This is a genomic window from Pseudogracilibacillus amylolyticus (SeqCode), assembly GCF_051918545.1.
In the GTDB taxonomy this organism is placed as follows: domain Bacteria; phylum Bacillota; class Bacilli; order Bacillales; family Amphibacillaceae; genus Pseudogracilibacillus.
The window spans coordinates 1-17,017 of sequence record NZ_JBPPZG010000069.1 but is presented as its reverse complement, the minus strand read 5'-3'; the positions used below and the strand labels follow the sequence as shown (position 1 = coordinate 17,017).

Genomic DNA, 17,017 nt, shown 5'->3' with positions numbered 1-17,017 from the left:
TATTGTTTTGTTGTTGGTACTGCAGTGATTTTTTATTATTTACCTTTACATTGAACGACTGTTGCTATTCAAATGAAAAACTTTGTTGCAACTTTATAACATTGTTGAAGGATACTGTGCAGTAATGAACGCAGTCACAAAGCAGAATACCGCTACGGAAATACATTCCGCTTTCCGCAGGCGGCTGATGAGCCTTCCGACGTACAGGACGTACTAGTGTCGATGACGTCACAGGACGTGACCGCCTCTAGCCGACCAGGAGTCTCCATGTATTTCCTCCGCTGGTGCAGTGGAGGATAAATGTTCTATACCGGAGATTCACCGATCTAGTTGATTAATAGGGGCACACAAGGTGTTCTCACGTTCCCCTAAGTGATGTTCGGACTCAACTAGGGGCACGCAAGATGTTCTCACGTTCCCCTGCGTGATGTATGAACTCAATTAGGGGCACGCAAGATGTTCTCACGTTCCCTTGCGCGATGTATGAACTCAATTAGGGGCACGCAAGATGTTCTCACGTTCCCCTGCGCGATGTATGAACTCAATTAGGGGCACGCAAGGTGTTCTCACGTTCCCCTGCGCGATGTATGAACTCAATTAGGAGCACGCAAGATGTTCTTGCGTGCTCCACCGTTTGTAGTGGAGGGCAGTCGATTCCTGCGGGAAAAGCCGTGCCCACGGAAAGCGAACTGCCTGAAGGCGGAAATCAACGGGCAGTAGTTAGGTTGACCGATAAATTATCAACCTAAGTTACTGCACAGTTTATGGATTTGGTACCAAAACAATGTTGTTCTCATTCTGGTTCGTTATCACCTAGTATATTGTGCACCTTCTTCAACAGTCACATTTTCATGTAAAGCTGCGTTTATACCTTGGGCAATTAAATGTGCCATATCCACCATGAATCCATCAATTTCTTTTGGAGTTACAATTAAATTTTTCCCAGTTGGCGAAAGAACTTCCTCTAGTAAAGATCGTTTTTCTTGATCACTTAAATTTCCAACTAACCCTAAAAACTTACTTCGATTTTCTTCGTCTGGCAAATCTTCACTTGTTAAATTTTCATGCTTAATCGGCATACTAGATGGTATCAAAGAACTTCTTGGTGTATCTTTTTCTTTTAATTCCCGTCCCATATGCTTCAATAAGTAATCCAATGTATCACTAGCGATCGTAACAGCATCTACTACTGTCGGAACACCTACTGCAATAACTGGAATTCCAAGCGTTTCTCGACTAAGTTCCTTACGTTTGTTCCCAACACCGGATCCAGGATGGATACCTGTATCCGTTATCTGGATTGTTTCATTTATTCTTTCAATCGACCTTGATGCAAGTGCATCAATAACAATCACAAAATCTGGATTAAATTTTTCAATAATACTCAAAATAATATCGCTTGTTTCCATTCCAGTAACACCCATTACTCCTGGTGATATAGCCGCTACAGGACGGTATCCCCTAGCTACATTTTCAAAGTTCAATTCAAAAAGATGGTTTGTAACCATCACTTTTTCTACTGTCATCGGCCCGAGTGCATCAGGCGTTACATTCCAGTTACCTAAGCCTACAATCAAGCCTTTATTTCCTTGTTCAATTTTATTTTTTCTCATCATTTTTACAATTTGTGTAGCTAATACGTTAGCGGCATTTGATTGCATTTTCGTATCTTGTTTTTTCACTCCATCTGCAAAAATAGTAATATAAGAACCAGGTTTTTTATTTAATGATTTTTCTCCTTGTTCAGAAATCTCAATATGACTTACCTTTACATTATTGTATGTATCGTCTTTTACTGTAACACCCGGTACTTCTTCCGCCGGCTTTTCCTTTTCCACATACATATCTCTTGCTTCAACAGCCAAGTCTGTACGAACACCGTATTGTTTTGGTTTATTTTCTTCATTTTTTTCCATCATGTTCACGTCCTTTTTTTTGCATAATTATAGGACTTATAGTATTACCTTTTTTAAATAATTAATGTACAAATATTGAAATGGAAGGCTAAATCTGATAAAATACCTTTTGTCTAATATATAATGATTTCAATTCTATTCCGACATTGAGTACTTTAATCAGATACTTAATTCAAATTCTGAATGGTACAGTTAAGTGGTAACAGGAGGTGACCTCATGGCTAATTTAAAATCTGCGATTAAAAGAGTAAATACAAATAATAAAAAAAGAGCACGTAATCAAGCTGTTAAATCTGATATGCGTACACATATAAAACAGGTTGAAAAATTAATCGAAGCAAACGATGTGGAAAATGCAAAAACTGCATATCAATCAACAGCTAGAGTAATTGATAAAGCAGTACAAAAAGGTGTTATCCATAAAAATAACGGTAACCGTCATAAAGTACGTTTAGCAAAAAAATTAAATAAAGTAACTGCGTAACTCATCGTTGCTTTATTTAGATTAACTATTATGAAAAAACGATCCTGATTATTAGGATCGTTTTTTGTTTATGCAGCAATTATTTTATATAACAACATCTCAAATGCCATTCCTTTATCCATCTTCCCGCGTTTGATCGCTGCGTCTGTGTTCGTTAATTCATTAATAATTTCGGATAGTCTTTCGTTATTAAATGAACTGCTTCTTTTAGATGCCAATTGAACTACATATGGATGTACATTGATTTTTTTTGGAATTTGTTGATTAGAATGTCCTTTTTGCTTTAACAATTTCACTTGATAGATAATTCGAAATTGATAAGCGAGGAATGCGATGAGTCCAATAGGATTTTCTCCTTTTCTTTCTAAATCTTTATATATTTTAATTGCAGTGTATAAATCCTTCTTTAAAACAGCATCAATTAGTTCAAATGCGCTGAAAGAGAGCGAGGCAGAAATAATTTCTTTTGCTATTTCTTGCGTGACCTCACCTTTCTCCCCTACATAAAGAGCTAATTTTTCCATTTCTTGTTGAAGTAAGTATAAATTATTTTCAAATTCAGACTCTAACAAATATAATGCTTCTTCGGTCATAGTTATTTGATGGTTTTGTGCCATATAGTTAATCCATTTTCGTAATTCATTTTCTTTAATTGGATTACAATCTATAAATTCAGTTTGCTTTTTTAAAATTTTTGTGACTTTTTTTCGTGCATCAATTTTTTCATAGGGAGCAATCAACACAAGTATAGAGTATGGTACTGGATTTTCAATATATTCTTCCACTTTTTGTACATCATGAGTAAATGGAAGACTGTCGGCTTTCGTTTTTAAAAAGACAGGATCTGTAGCGATTATTAATTTTTTTTCATTAAAAAAAGGTAAAGTTTCAACATCTGTCAACACTTCTTGGATAGAAGTTTCTTTTAAGTCATATGTAGTTATATCATCACTTATTTCACTTGCAACTTGACGAATCAATGTTGTTTTAAACTGCTCAATAAAATAGCGCTCTGTTCCACACAAAACGTAAATCGGACTAATTTTTCCTTTTTTTATTTCTTGTAATGTTTTGTTTAGAGATGACATAATGTATCATTCCTTTATTGTGTCTATGTTAATAATAGCAAAATTCGTTGGTTATTGATATAATTTATGCACATACTAAAATTGAATCATAATTTAAATATGAATTTATGGTGTTACTAGATTTATCTCTTATTTTATTTTATACTATGAGCAGACATAGGAGGCGAAAAACATGAATGAATTTGAAAAAGACCCACAGGAAAAAACCAATGATATTCCTCATGCAGCAACTGGTTTTATAAGTTCTTTTGTATTTTTTGTTTTGATTTTTGCAATTGGGACTACAATTAGTTTTATTAATTAATACATATTGACAAAATAAAGGCTGAGACAAAAATGTTTTAGTCATATAAAAATCCGAACTAAAATTCAAATTAGTTCGGATTTTTATTTTACCCCTCATATAAATTTGTTACCACTTTTCCATAAACTGTTGAGTAATAAGTAGTTGAAATCTACCTCAACGGTAAATAGACTTAGTGCTTGCTCACTTCTTACCTAAATTTGTGATGAAAACCGCTTCGGCAGAATACTACGCTTTCCACGGGCACGGCTTCAGCCTCCTCGCGGAAAGATCACCGCTGCGGGGTCTTCAGACACGTGCTCTTCCCGTAGGAGTCTTCGTATTCTGCCTCCGCTAGTTGGGAAAACACCACCTAGCGGAGGAAATACATGGAGACTCCTGCAGGAGTCGGGTAGAAAACAGGCGCGCGCACCCAATATATGAATCACGTTTCCTGTAGCCCCCCTGCGATCCCGGACGGTCGGATTTCCCGAGTCCGGTTCTGACCCTGGGTTACTATCACTGCAAAGGTCTTCCCAACTTAGCTTAGGGTTAAATGCCGACACACATGTCCACCATTAGCTATATCGGTTTACCTATGCGTTAGCCAGTGCGACAAATGATGACAGACTCCGAGTTCTGTCCTTGTCAACGGCGCCCCAGGCGCCCAGAGGCTCTTCGCTCTATTCAGGTGTTACCGTCATAGAAGTTTACTTCCGTAAACTTAGAAAGGCATTACCCTTTCCTCTTAGCTACTACAACCTCATGCGCCAGTCCTAAATCCTCCAACCAATTTCGGTTTTACCCTATATGATTGGTCTTTGCTGGTTGTTGTCGTCCCAGCTGGAAATAGGACTTTCCCGTCGTTATCTCTGAAAATCTTTCTTCAGATGCCAAAACCCTTACTCCGGTTGCTTCTATGGTGCACTCGACCGTTTCTTCCCATAGAACATCGGCCTTCCCCACCTTTCCACTAGGTCGGCGCTTAACAATTCCCCCCTGAAACAGTTTTAAAGGGACCTAATTTCGGAGCTGCAGTATTCGTTAAAGCCTTTTGGCCTCTGAATTTGCTCGCCACTCTAACTGTTCCGACTCTTACCCTCTCTGAGTAGAGTTGAGCCGCCGTGGCTTTTACTTCCAAGCAGAACGTGGTTCGTTACCTCCCCACGCATTGGATATGCTAGTCATCTGAATCGATCAATTGATGACAGGAGACTTTCACTCCATTAGATTTTCAGCCTTGACGGCTGCATCCGGAAAGGCCTCGGTGAGACAACGCAGTGCGTAGCACAAGGTCGATGACAAACGTCACGTCCTGTGACGTCATCGACACTAGTACGTCCTGTACGTCGGAGGCTCATCAGCCGCCTGCGGAAAGCGGAATGTATTTCCGTAGCGGTAGATCAATTCCTATCCAAATTTACTGTACAGCTTCCTTCAACTGCGTATCAGGATTAAATCATTGAAACCTTATAATCTCTTTCGATTGATAAAGTTTAGTTAATGACTCTCCTATTGACCAAGTTCTAAAAAAGATTGAAACATGCCAGAATTGTCTTTAAAAATATATTGAACCGCTCCTTCTTGATCTGTCCGGTATATAACCACATTTTCAGATTCAAGTGTCTCTATCACTTCCGTGGTCGGATGTCCATACCGATTATTTTTACCAGCAGATATGAGTGCATATTTTGCATTGATTCCCTTTACAAAATCTTGATCAGTCGATGTATTACTTCCGTGGTGTCCAACTTTTAACACTTCAACGGATAATCTAGGAAAGTCTTGAAGAATTTGACGCTCTATTTCTACACCAGCATCCCCTGTAAATATCCACCTTTTTCCTCCTAGCTCTGTATATAAAACAAGTGAATTTTCATTATCTGATTGTTTATTTTGTTTTGGTGACAATACATGAAATAATTGGCCTTTTCTTGATACTACTTCATTGTATAAAGCAGTATATACTTCTATCCCCTTTTTCTTCCATAGTTTAATTTCTTCTTCTGTTGATTCATGAAACTCACTAATAATAATCTCATCTACTTTTGTATCTTCAATTAAGTACTCTATACTGCCAGTGTGATCTGCATCGCGATGACTTAAAAAAATCGTGTCAATTTTGTGTATTCCTTTACCATGTAAATATGGTTTAATAATTTGTCTATATACTTTGTCGGTCGGTAAAAAGTCTGGAAATGATAATGAAGCACCAGCATCAACAATAAATACTCCTTTACGATATGGTAGTTCAATTATATAAGCATCCCCTTGTCCGATATCGAGCATAGTTACTGTTCCAATCGGTGAAAAATATGGTCGTAACGTTAAAACAATTAAAAGTAATGCTAAACAAAAGCCATATTGAAAGGACTTTATTACATTCTTTTTTTCCAAATTCATCATCATATAGAAAAAAAGGAAATAATAAATACATGAATAATAAATCGGAAAATCTCCGATAATTAGAGGGGTATTTGCATATGTGTCAATGAACTGGATAAATTTAAGTACCAACTCATGAATAAATAAAAAATAGTTTTCGATAAACTGTAAAATAAATGATGGGAAAAAAAGCAAAATGAAAAAAGAAAACATTAAGGGGATTACAAATAAAGAAAAATAAGGAACGACAATTAAGTTTAGTAGAATAGATGCTGGCTGAAAAATTGAAAAATAATGAATTTGTAAAGGGAGAATAATCATTTGCGAGATAAAGCTGATTTGTAAAATTCGTTCGGTATTTGTTTTTGTCTGCTTTAAATAATTACTAGAGATAATTAATCCAAACGTAACTGCAAAAGAAAATTGAAAACCAATATGAAAAACGATATATTTATTTATCAAAATAAGAATTAGAAAAATAATACTAATAACATCTGTGTAACTATATGCAAACTTACTTTTTTGTATCAAGATAACAAATAGAACCATCAAACTAGCACGCCATACAGAAGGCTCCCCTCCTGCCAATATGGCGTAAAGAGGTAAAAATATCATAATGAAAGTCTGTGCATTCTCTTTTGTAGTAATCCCAAGACGAACGATGACAAAATACAAAATACCAACAATAATACCGATATGCAAACCTGAAATTGCTAAAATATGTGATAGACTCCAGCGCTGAAATAACTCAATAATTTCTTGATCAATCAGCTCATCTTTTCCAAGAACCAATGCCTGCATCCATGCAGCCGTTGTCGGTTGTAATTTTTCTATCGATTTATTTAATAAAGTAAAGCGTAAGGAATAAATATATTCTAAGTAAGAGTGCTTATCACAAATAGAGTTCTCTAGCGAAGTAAGCATTAATTGATAGTTGAGTCCTTGATTAGACAAATAATTTTGATAATCAAATTGATAAGGATTTCGTGCACCTTCTGGAATAGTTAAGGTTCCCTCTAACGTACAATTAGCACCAGTTTGAAACTGATTTAAGTGTGCAGGATCTTCATTATCCTCATTTTGATTGGTAAAATAAATTACTATTATTTTTTCATCCAAGTTTTCTTCCTGGAATAAAAATTCCATTTTATTTTCTGAATGGTCAATAGGGCCAACTATTTTTCCTTTGTGAAAATCAATTTTTTCCTCGTTTAGCTGTGGATGCGACGTATTAGGATGGGGTATGTAATGATAGAAAAATAATAATGAAACGATCGATATAATAAAAACAAATACAGGTAACTTTTTATAAATTAATAAATAAAGTAACCAAAGTACAAAGGGAATGTATAAAAATTTATTTGACGACATGATGATAATAATACTTATTACTGCACTAAAAGCAATAATATACCAGTAGTTTTTTAACATTAACTCCGTAACCCAAAATAGGGTAGCTATCACCTCAACATTCATTTGTAATTTCTTAATTTATTCGTCTATCAGTGTGACAGAAATATCGGTTAACTCGATCTTATGAATGCTTACATTTGCTTCTTCAAATAATTTAACTGCCAATTCGTGATTGCGATAATCCGCTTCATAATAAACTCGTTTTACTCCTGACTGAATAATTTGTTTACAACAATGCAGACAAGGAAAATGTGTCACGTATAGATCCGTATCATTTGTTGCTACCCCAAATTTAGCACATTGTAAGAGAGCATTTGCTTCAGCATGGACCGTTCTAACACAATGGCCATCTACAATATAGCACCCATCATCAATACAATGATCTCCATCGGCTACACTGCCATTATAACCACTGGCGATAATTCGATTTTCTCTTACGATTACCGCTCCTACCATTAATCTCGTACATGTACTCCTTAGAGCAACTAGATGAGCTTGTCCCATGAAATATTGATCCCAAGAAATTCTTTCCACTTTTATTCACTCCGTTTATCAAGGTATAATAATAAATTCCTTTAAATTTTCTAATGTTTTTTCACCAATTCCATTAACTTGCAGAAGATCATCTACTTGTTGAAACATTCCATTTTCTTCTCGAAAATCGATAATGGCTTGTGCTTTTGACGGTCCAATTCCATTTAATTGTTCAATTTCTTCTTTCGTTGCCTGATTTAACCTTATTTTTTGTTCGTTGTCTTGGTGACTAGCTACAGGTGAAGGGCTTACACTTTCTTCTCCTAGCTTTGGTACGATTAAAACCATTTCATCATGTACTTTTTCAGCTAGATTAATTTGATTTTCATCAGCTTCCTTTGTAAAACCGCCAGCAGCCTCTATGCTATCAATGACTCGTGTACCTTGTTCAATTTCATAGACTCCCGGTTTTTCAACTTCTCCTTTTATATCGACCATAATTTTAGATTCAATTAATTCATCACTTTCTTGTTCTAAATGTTCAATAGGTTGTTGGTCTTTTTCACTGTCAAGATGATCAAGTTCATTTGTCTGTTGATTACGCATCAATAAAATTCCTATTACGATAGCGAAAACAATGGATATAATAATTTTATATTTTTTAATTAATCGAATCAATTAGAGACCCTTCCCTCCCCTTCCTTAGAATCAAATTCAATTATAAGTAGTATTTTACTTTTTGTAAAATTGCCAAAAAAATAAAAATAGTTGAGAAAATAAATTTTTCTCAACTATTTTTCAGCAACAACAAAAATCCGTTCACTATTTTTTTCAGAAAAATCATTTTCGACATTAAAGTCTGCATAAAAATGAATTTTACTAAATCCGCTTCTTTTTAATAATTTTGTATACACATTAAGTTCATATGTCTGCTGATGATGCATTTCATCAAAGCGAATATACTTCTCATCATCTTTTTGAAAGAATGTTAAATAATGAAACATTTCTCCAGGTAATTCCCCTTGTTCACAATCCCAAATATAAACAAGTTCCTCCGTCACTTCTGAAAAAGTCTCATTCCTTAAATAATTATTGGCGTAATTCATACTATGTACATCAAATATAAACATTCCTTCAGGTGATAAACTATTATATACGCTATTAAACACAGATATTAACCCTTCTTTATCTGTAATATAATTGATCACATCACAATAACTGACAAATAAGTCGATATCGGTAAATCCTTCTAGATTTCTTATATCTTGATGAATCCAGCTTACATCAACATTTGCTTTCATCGCTCTATCGGCAGCAGCAGTTAACATGTCGGATGAAAAGTCAATTCCTACTACATCAAATCCTAACTTTGCTAAATTAACAGTAATTACTCCAGTTCCACAACCAAGATCAACAATAGTTTGGACTTCTTTATTATGAATGCTTATCTGCTGTAATGTAAAATTCGTCCATTCTTTATAGGGAGCATGTTCCATTAATTTGTCATAAACGTAGGCAAAACGGTTGTAAGTCGTCATATTAATTTTTTTGCTCTCCCACAGATACTTCTACAGCATCTCCCCATAAGCGTTCTAAATTATAGTAAGCACGTTCATCCCTATGGAATATGTGGCAAATTATATCACCAACATCAATCAAAACCCACCTAGCATGTTCAAAGCCTTCTATTCTTTTAACATGAAGCCCTTTTTCTTCTAAAGATTCTTTGATAGAACGAGCAATTGCCTGCACTTGTCTTTCATTATTTCCATGGCAGATAACGAAATAATCGGCAACAGGTGTTAGATTCTCCATATTTAATGCGACACAGTTTTCAGCCTTTCTGTCTTCACATGCTTCTATAACAGTTTGTAGAATTTGTTTTACGTTCATCCTATTATTACCCCTCCCATTTTTTTGTTAACTGATTATAAGCATAAAATGTATCGGGAAAAATGGTTATCCCTTTTCTTACTAAATGCATAATCGTATTCCCCAATACTTTTAATGCTGCCTTTTCCAGATCTACTTTCACTAAATTTCTGACTTCTTCCACCCCTGGAAATTTCCTTCCTGGTTCAATATAATCTGCAACAAATATAATCATTTCTAATTTGGTCATTTTTGCTCTGGCAGTTGTATGATAATAAATGGCATGCAATACGTCTTCATCTAAAATTCCAAACTTTTCCTTTGCTACCTTTGCACCAACCGGACCATGCCATAATTCCTTATTATAATTTAGTAACTCCCTTGGAAGGTTATACTGTATTATCTGTCTTTTCAACTCTTCCTCTGGATCACATTTTGCATAATCATGCAAAAGTGCAGCCAATTTTGTTCGCTCAATCGATTCATTATATTTTCTCGCTAATTGTTCCGCTGTTTTTGCAACTCTCAAAGTATGTTCATACCTTGAGTTTGTTAATCTTTGTTTCACCACATTCTGAGCTTCAGTCAGATTCATACAATCGATGCTCCTTTATGTATGTTAGCACTTCTTTTGGTAAAAAAAATTGAACCGGTAAACCTTTTTCCATTCGCTGTTTCACATCTGTCGAAGAAATATCAATCAGTGGAACCTGTACTTCCATTACGGAATAAGTTGTATCCATTTTAAACCCGGGACGGTTAACACCGACAAATTGAATCTTTTTTTCCAATTTCTCGATATCTTTCCAATATGGTAAATACTCGACCATATCAGCACCAATAATAAAATAAAAATTTACATCACGATGTATTTCTTTCAATGTATTTATTGTATCAATAGTATATGATTTACCGGTTCGATTAAACTCAATAGTATTTACCTTAAAATAGTTAATTTTTTCAGTTACAGCATTTAACATATTAACCCGATGCTGATTAGCCATCACTGCTTTCTTTTTATGTGGCGGTTCATTCGTCGGAATAAACCAAATTTCATCAAGCTGCAACTGATGTTTTACTTCATCAGCAATAATAAAGTGCCCGATATGTGGAGGATCAAAAGTTCCACCTAAAATACCTATTTGTTTCATATTTACTCCTTAACCTATTCAGGTAAAACAATCATTTTATTTTCTTCAGATTCTTTATATAAAATAATATTATTACCGATGATTTGCACAATTTCTGCATCGGCACCTGCTGCGATTTGTTCTGCAATAACTTCTTTGTCTTCCAAGCAGTTTTGTAAAATATTTATCTTAATTAATTCCCTTTTTTCCAAAACATCTTTTAATTGCTCGATCATATTATTCGTTACTCCACTTTTTCCGACTTGAAAAATGGGTTTCAAATGATGAGCTTTTGCTCGTAAAAATCGTTTTTGTTTGCCAGATAACATCATAACTCAACCTTCCAAAATTTTTTGTAATGCCTCATCCATATTTTTCATATTTGGTTGCTCACCTGTCCATATTTCGAAGGCATATTGCGCTTGATATAGTAACATTGTGTGGCCAAAGTGAATCGATCTATGTAATGATTTTGCCTGCTGTAAAAATGAAGTCATCAACGGCTGATAGACAATGTCACTAACAACTGCATTGTCTTTCAAACGATGAAGCGAAATAATCGATTTATCGTGATTAGGTTTCATTCCCACTGAAGTGGTTTGAATAATTACATCAAATGCTTCTAATTGGGCTTCTGCTTCTTTTAATGTCATAATATGTTCGTTTGTAGCCAATATATTTAGGGCTTTTTCTATAGATCTGTTTGCAATCGTAATATCATGAAACCCATGATGGATAAGTGCATGATAAATCCCTTTTGCTGCACCACCTGCACCTAGGATTAATATTCTTTTTTCTTTATCACTTGCTAGTTCTGGAAACTTACTAAGAAGTGATCTTAAATAGCCAATACCATCCGTATTATAACCAATCCACTTCCCATTTTTACATAATACCGTATTTACTGCTCCAATTTTTTTTGCTTGGTCATCAAGTTCATCCAAATATGCTAGAATTTTTTCTTTATAAGGAACTGTTACGTTAAATCCATTCAATCCTAGCGCCTTTAATTTTTCTATTTCTTCCACAAAGTTTTTTTCAGTATGTATCTCCATAATCGAATAGGATCCGTCAATATTTGTACGTTCAAAAAATTGTGTATGGATCCATGGTGAAAGAGAATGTTTAATTGGATAACCAATTAATCCTAACTTATAACTCATTTATCCCCCTACTTTCTAATTAAATGATTTGCGAATTGATATGTTAACCCCTTTTGGGCTATATGCTTCAACGGTAACATCACTGTCCAAAATCGTAACCCAACCAAGTCCCGGAAATACAACATCTGTATACGGTTCGTTAAGACGATATGCACGCTTAACTAGTGGAGGTAGAATACTTAATGTCTCTTGATCCGGTGGACGAAGTAGTTCACTCACTTGTCTTTCGTATAAAGCATCTGCATTTTCTAATTTTGTCCGATGAATTGGTACTTCATTAGCAAAAAAACAGACAAAGGTTTGTTTTTCTCCTTTAATAAAATCAAGACGAGCTAGTCCTCCAATAAATAAGGTCTGACCACTATGTAACTGATAATTTCTTGGTTTAATCTCTTTTTTAGGTGTAATTATTTTCAAATCATTTTTTGACACATAATGAGCCATCTGGTGTCGGTTTACAATCCCCGGAGTATCAATGAGCGCACTATTTTGATCTAACGGAATTTCGATAAAACCGAGTGTTGTTCCAGGAAAGTAAGATGTTGTAATCGCCTCTTTAATTCCAGTGGAACGTTTAATAAACTGATTAATAAACGTTGATTTTCCAACATTTGTGACGCCAACTACATAAATATCTTTATTTTCACGTCTAGTTTCCATTTCCATGGCTAATTCTTCGATATTGTAAGACTTCATGGAAGATATTAAAAAAACATCTACAACGTTAATTCCCGCTTCTTTCGCCTGACTGAAAAGCCAATTTCTTACTTTTCTTTGATTTGTTGACTTTGGTAATAGGTCTACCTTATTTCCAACCAAAATAATCGGGTTCGTGCCAACAATTCTCGGTAAACTTTTTAATAATGTTCCATCCACATCAAAAATATCAATTAAATGAATAATTAAACTATCTGTATTCCGAATTGTACTTACTAGATCTAAAAAGTCGTCACTATCTAGTGGTACGGTTTCATGCTTATTATAATGCCGTAATTGAAAACATCGTTTGCAAAGTAAGTTCTTTTTTTGAAGGGAAGATTTTGGAATATAACCAATTTCTTTTTCATCTTCAGATTGAAGAATCGATCCACAACCTTCGCATATTACGTTATTGTCCATCTGTCATTCTCCTTGTTAATTTACCTTTGCGATAAAAATAATTTAAGATCAATCTTTCTAGATTTCGGTTGAATTTTGTAATTGGGGCATCAGACTGAACGATTGGAACGACTAATATCGTATAGAAGCCGGCACGATTTCCTCCAAGAATATCAGTTAATAATTGATCCCCAATGACGACTATTTCATCTTTTTTTAGTTGCATTTCATCTTTAGCCCGTTTAAAAGCTTGTTGAAGTGGTTTTCGGGCTTTATAAATAAAAGGAGTGCCTAACGGTTCGGCAAATACAGTCACTCTTTCTTTATTGTTATTAGAGAATATCGTAACTTTAATATTTGCATCCCCCATTTTTTTTAACCACTTTATAACCTTTTCAGTTGCATGTCCAACATTCCATGGAACAAGCGTATTATCAAGGTCAATAATGATTCCTTTTTTACCTTGAGCTAGTAAAAATTCTGGTTCGATGTCAAAAACACTTTCTACATGTTTATTGGGCAAAAATAAATTTAACAAAAGCTCACCTCTATGATAACTATATTACTACAACTCCCATTGTTATCTATTATAATATATTCTCATATTTTGTATATCTATGTCTATTATGTGTATAAAGTATAAAGTGTTCGACAAATTTCAACTTTCCTCACGCATGTGGATAACTTTACCAACAAGATAGATGTTGATTAATCAATGTTATTTATGAAAAAATATAAATAACTAACAAGTTACCTACAACCCTTTGTGAATAAGTTAGAACTTGTTCGACCCTTCATTTCATGGTAAATTAAGCTTATATTATCAGAAAAGGAGTATTTTTTATGGAGTGTTTATCAGATTCATTATTATTAGAAGCTTATCAAAAAGCGAAAGAGTTAAATTTAAATATAGATTTTATTAAGATGATAGAAGAAGAAATAGAGCGTAGAGCCATCCTATAATAAAAAACATTAATTCCTTTTTTATGGATTGGCTTTATACTTATATTTTCTAATAAATTAATTTTCAAAATAGATCTTCCAGTAATAACCTTGCGTGTTTAGCCCCGATGAGTATATCACATCACCATCGATTAATAGATGAAAATAAAAGTCATCGACGTTTTATTTTTTTAACTATTACAATTTCTTAAAACTTTCTACATATTTCGGTAGCGAATACACACATCTTACACTTTACCTTATAATCTTTTACATAGCAATTTTATACAAGTTAGTTCGACTTTACGATGACTTGTTTACAAATGTATATATCTGGAATGATTGCTCATGATACATATTTCATTATTCAAACTAAAATCGAAAAAATTTTTAGATAAGTCTTGTATAACTTTGTTCATATATGTTAGAATACATTATGTAGCAAAAGGCGCTTATTATTCTAAATAGCTTTATTTTTTGGAGGAGTCTGTCACTAAGGGATAAGTATGCCCTTTTATGACAGACCTTTTGTATTTATTGTGCTTATATGTTATTACACAAGTATACCTTTTATGTAATGTGGTAGCGATTCCATGCAGGTCGAATCCCCCATTAAAGAGGACATACTTAATTAAATTCAAAAGGAGTGGCTAGATTTATGATTGTTGGTTTGATTATCATTTTATTACTTGTTCTTTTTTTACCTTTCACAAAACTTGTGGAAAGAAATTTAGAAGTATTTTTATTTATTATGGGAGTTGCTTCTGTATTTGTCAGTCAAGTATGGGAATGGGATCTTATTAAAGAAGCGTTGATCTCTCCAATCAACATTACGTTAGCAGTCTTTGCTGCCGGCCTTTTGTTCCGTTGGTTTCAAAAACCTATTGAAACGGGAATACTTAGTTTAAGTTATGCGATCCCTTATCGAGTGTTTATCGCATTATTCGTAATTATTCTTGGACTTGTCTCCAGTATAATTACAGCAATTGTGGCTGCAATTATTTTAGTTGCTGTTATATCCGTCTTACGAATGGATAGAAAATCAGAAATTCGCCTCGTAATTCTAGCATGTTATGCAATTGGGTTAGGTGCAGTTTTAACACCTTTAGGGGAACCGCTTTCTACAATTGTTGTTAGTAAATTAAATGCGGACTTCTTTTACTTATTAAAATTACTCGGATTATTTATCATTCCGGGAGTAATTGCTTTTGGAATCCTGTCGGCATTTATGATTTCACCGAGAACGGAAAAACAAAAGAAATTAAAGCAAACGAATGAAACAGTCTCTGAGACAGAGTCTTACGGTGAAATCATCATTCGTAGTTTAAAGATATATCTATTTGTAATGGCTTTAACCTTTTTAGGAGCAGGATTTCAACCGTTTATCGAACGATTTTTACTTGATTTACATCCACTAGTACTTTATTGGATTAATATTATTTCAGCTGTTTTAGATAATGCGACCTTAGCTGCCGCAGAAATTAGTCCACAAATGAGCAAATCTACAATAGAAGCTATTTTACTTGGTCTTTGTATTAGTGGTGGAATGTTAATACCAGGAAATATCCCAAATATTATCGCTGCTGGGAAACTTAAAATAACTAGCCTGGAATATGCTCGTTTCGCAGTACCAGTAGGTTTAGTCGCAATGGCAGTCTTTTTTGTCATTGTAGCTTTCACGATATGATAAATGGTGTAATATAGACCTGCTGAACACCATGGATCTGTATAAGTAATTATGTTATAAAAGACAAGCTGTGTAAGTTTATGCCACGCAGTTTGTCTTTTAATTTTGGTATTGATATAGGAAATAATTACTGAGGACAGACACGTTTTACTCCAATCCTTCATAAGAATGTTATATAGCTAATAATGCATGGAGCATGGAGGTGAAAAACGTGTCAACGTTTTTATCAATTTTAACGTTACTTATTAAGGAAACGTTATTTTTTGTTTCTTATGTAAAAAATAATACTTTCCCACAACCTCTTTCCAAAGAAGAAGAAGAGAAATACCTCGCACGAATGCAAGAGGGAGATCCGGATGCTAGAAATAAACTAATTGAACATAACTTACGTCTTGTAGCCCATATTGTAAAAAAATTTGATAACACTGGGGAATATACGGAGGACCTTATTTCAATCGGGACAATCGGGTTAATTAAAGGTGTAGAGAGTTTTAAAGTTGGAAAAGGTACAAAATTAGCGACATATGCTGCAAGATGTATTGAAAACGAAATTTTAATGTATTTAAGAACATTAAAGAAATCCCGTAAAGATGTATCACTACATAGCCCAATCGGTCAAGATCAGGAAGGCAATGAGATTAGTTTACTAGATGTCATCGAAGCCGAGTCAGAAAATATTTTGGAATATATTCAATTAAATATGGAGATAAGTAAGTTAAAAGAACATTTTGAGGTCTTGGATGAAAGGGAAAAAACCGTATTAATATACCGTTACGGTTTAAGTAATAATAAAGAATTGACTCAAAAAGAAATTGCTAAATTATTAAACATATCACGAAGTTACGTCTCAAGGATCGAGAAACGGGCCTTAATGAAAGTTTTCCGTGCATATTATAATAAAGAAAAGCAAAACACCTCATTTAACTAACAAACAAACGCTGCAAAATAAATGAATTTGATAAATAGGGTCTGCTGAATCTGCAAAAAATTCATTACCAACAAGGGATTTCGACATATTATGTCGAATAAAGATGCAAGGACTTTTTAAAATGTATTAGAAAACCCTTGCACTTGGAGGTAAT

Annotated in this window: 18 protein-coding genes; 5 read left to right on the top strand and 13 right to left on the bottom strand. The window is 34.2% G+C overall.

Annotated features, from left to right (window positions below; all coding sequences use genetic code 11):
- Positions 1 to 809: 809 nt before the first annotated feature.
- Complete coding sequence (gene gpr, locus ACPYKA_RS09650; RefSeq protein WP_479542084.1) at positions 810 to 1,916, bottom strand: GPR endopeptidase; 1,107 nt, start codon at positions 1,914 to 1,916, stop codon at positions 810 to 812.
- Positions 1,917 to 2,133: 217 nt separating this feature from the next.
- Between gpr and rpsT the strand changes: the two genes are divergently transcribed.
- Positions 2,134 to 2,400, top strand: a complete 267-nt coding sequence (gene rpsT / locus ACPYKA_RS09645; protein ID WP_479542083.1) for a 30S ribosomal protein S20 — start codon at positions 2,134 to 2,136, stop codon at positions 2,398 to 2,400.
- A 68-nt stretch (positions 2,401 to 2,468) separates the two neighbouring features.
- Here rpsT and holA read toward each other — a convergent pair whose 3' ends face one another.
- The gene (gene holA, locus ACPYKA_RS09640) at positions 2,469 to 3,488 is read right to left on the bottom strand and encodes a DNA polymerase III subunit delta (RefSeq protein ID WP_479542082.1); all 1,020 of its coding nucleotides are present in this window, start codon (positions 3,486 to 3,488) and stop codon (positions 2,469 to 2,471) included.
- A 172-nt stretch (positions 3,489 to 3,660) separates the two neighbouring features.
- Here holA and ACPYKA_RS09635 point away from each other — a divergent pair, with 172 nt between their 5' ends.
- A complete protein-coding gene (locus ACPYKA_RS09635) occupies positions 3,661 to 3,792 on the top strand; it encodes a YqzM family protein (protein WP_479542081.1) in 132 nt (43 codons plus the stop codon).
- A 1,491-nt stretch (positions 3,793 to 5,283) separates the two neighbouring features.
- Here ACPYKA_RS09635 and ACPYKA_RS09630 read toward each other — a convergent pair.
- The 11 genes from ACPYKA_RS09630 to ACPYKA_RS09580 form a co-directional block, all read right to left on the bottom strand.
- Positions 5,284 to 7,587 (bottom strand): DNA internalization-related competence protein ComEC/Rec2, encoded by a 2,304-nt coding sequence (locus tag ACPYKA_RS09630; protein WP_479542080.1) that lies wholly within the window; start codon positions 7,585 to 7,587, stop codon positions 5,284 to 5,286.
- 60 nt (positions 7,588 to 7,647) lie between these two features.
- Positions 7,648 to 8,103 (bottom strand): ComE operon protein 2, encoded by a 456-nt coding sequence (locus ACPYKA_RS09625; protein ID WP_479542079.1) that lies wholly within the window; start codon positions 8,101 to 8,103, stop codon positions 7,648 to 7,650.
- A gap of 18 nt (positions 8,104 to 8,121) precedes the next feature.
- Positions 8,122 to 8,721, bottom strand: coding sequence for a helix-hairpin-helix domain-containing protein (locus tag ACPYKA_RS09620; protein WP_479542078.1), 600 nt, complete (start codon positions 8,719 to 8,721; stop codon positions 8,122 to 8,124).
- Between the two features lie 113 nt (positions 8,722 to 8,834).
- The gene (locus tag ACPYKA_RS09615; RefSeq protein ID WP_479542077.1) at positions 8,835 to 9,581 is read right to left on the bottom strand and encodes a class I SAM-dependent DNA methyltransferase; all 747 of its coding nucleotides are present in this window, start codon (positions 9,579 to 9,581) and stop codon (positions 8,835 to 8,837) included.
- Position 9,582: 1 nt separating this feature from the next.
- Positions 9,583 to 9,936: a ribosome silencing factor gene (gene rsfS, locus ACPYKA_RS09610; RefSeq protein ID WP_479542076.1), complete on the bottom strand. Its 354-nt coding sequence runs from the start codon at positions 9,934 to 9,936 to the stop codon at positions 9,583 to 9,585.
- Positions 9,937 to 9,943: 7 nt separating this feature from the next.
- Positions 9,944 to 10,510 (bottom strand): bis(5'-nucleosyl)-tetraphosphatase (symmetrical) YqeK, encoded by a 567-nt coding sequence (yqeK, locus tag ACPYKA_RS09605; protein ID WP_479542075.1) that lies wholly within the window; start codon positions 10,508 to 10,510, stop codon positions 9,944 to 9,946.
- Positions 10,497 to 11,066 (bottom strand): nicotinate-nucleotide adenylyltransferase, encoded by a 570-nt coding sequence (locus ACPYKA_RS09600; RefSeq protein WP_479542074.1) that lies wholly within the window; start codon positions 11,064 to 11,066, stop codon positions 10,497 to 10,499. The genes yqeK and ACPYKA_RS09600 overlap by 14 nt, the downstream gene beginning before the upstream one ends.
- Before the next feature lie 14 nt (positions 11,067 to 11,080).
- Entirely contained in the window at positions 11,081 to 11,374 is a 294-nt protein-coding gene (gene yhbY, locus ACPYKA_RS09595) for a ribosome assembly RNA-binding protein YhbY (protein ID WP_479542085.1), read from the bottom strand.
- Positions 11,375 to 11,380: 6 nt separating this feature from the next.
- Positions 11,381 to 12,208, bottom strand: a complete 828-nt coding sequence (gene aroE / locus ACPYKA_RS09590; protein ID WP_479542073.1) for a shikimate dehydrogenase — start codon at positions 12,206 to 12,208, stop codon at positions 11,381 to 11,383.
- Between the two features lie 15 nt (positions 12,209 to 12,223).
- Complete coding sequence (yqeH, locus tag ACPYKA_RS09585) at positions 12,224 to 13,327, bottom strand: ribosome biogenesis GTPase YqeH (RefSeq protein WP_479542072.1); 1,104 nt, start codon at positions 13,325 to 13,327, stop codon at positions 12,224 to 12,226.
- Positions 13,317 to 13,844: a YqeG family HAD IIIA-type phosphatase gene (locus ACPYKA_RS09580; RefSeq protein WP_479542071.1), complete on the bottom strand. Its 528-nt coding sequence runs from the start codon at positions 13,842 to 13,844 to the stop codon at positions 13,317 to 13,319. Before ACPYKA_RS09580 ends, yqeH begins: the two co-directional genes overlap by 11 nt.
- Before the next feature lie 305 nt (positions 13,845 to 14,149).
- Here ACPYKA_RS09580 and sda point away from each other — a divergent pair, with 305 nt between their 5' ends.
- From sda to sigK, 3 genes are all read left to right on the top strand, one after another.
- Positions 14,150 to 14,269: a sporulation histidine kinase inhibitor Sda gene (gene sda, locus ACPYKA_RS09575; RefSeq protein WP_479542070.1), complete on the top strand. Its 120-nt coding sequence runs from the start codon at positions 14,150 to 14,152 to the stop codon at positions 14,267 to 14,269.
- A gap of 637 nt (positions 14,270 to 14,906) precedes the next feature.
- Positions 14,907 to 15,935: a DUF1646 family protein gene (locus ACPYKA_RS09570; RefSeq protein ID WP_479542069.1), complete on the top strand. Its 1,029-nt coding sequence runs from the start codon at positions 14,907 to 14,909 to the stop codon at positions 15,933 to 15,935.
- A 211-nt stretch (positions 15,936 to 16,146) separates the two neighbouring features.
- A complete protein-coding gene (gene sigK / locus ACPYKA_RS09565; protein WP_479542068.1) occupies positions 16,147 to 16,863 on the top strand; it encodes an RNA polymerase sporulation sigma factor SigK in 717 nt (238 codons plus the stop codon).
- The last annotated feature ends 154 nt before the right edge of the window (positions 16,864 to 17,017 follow it).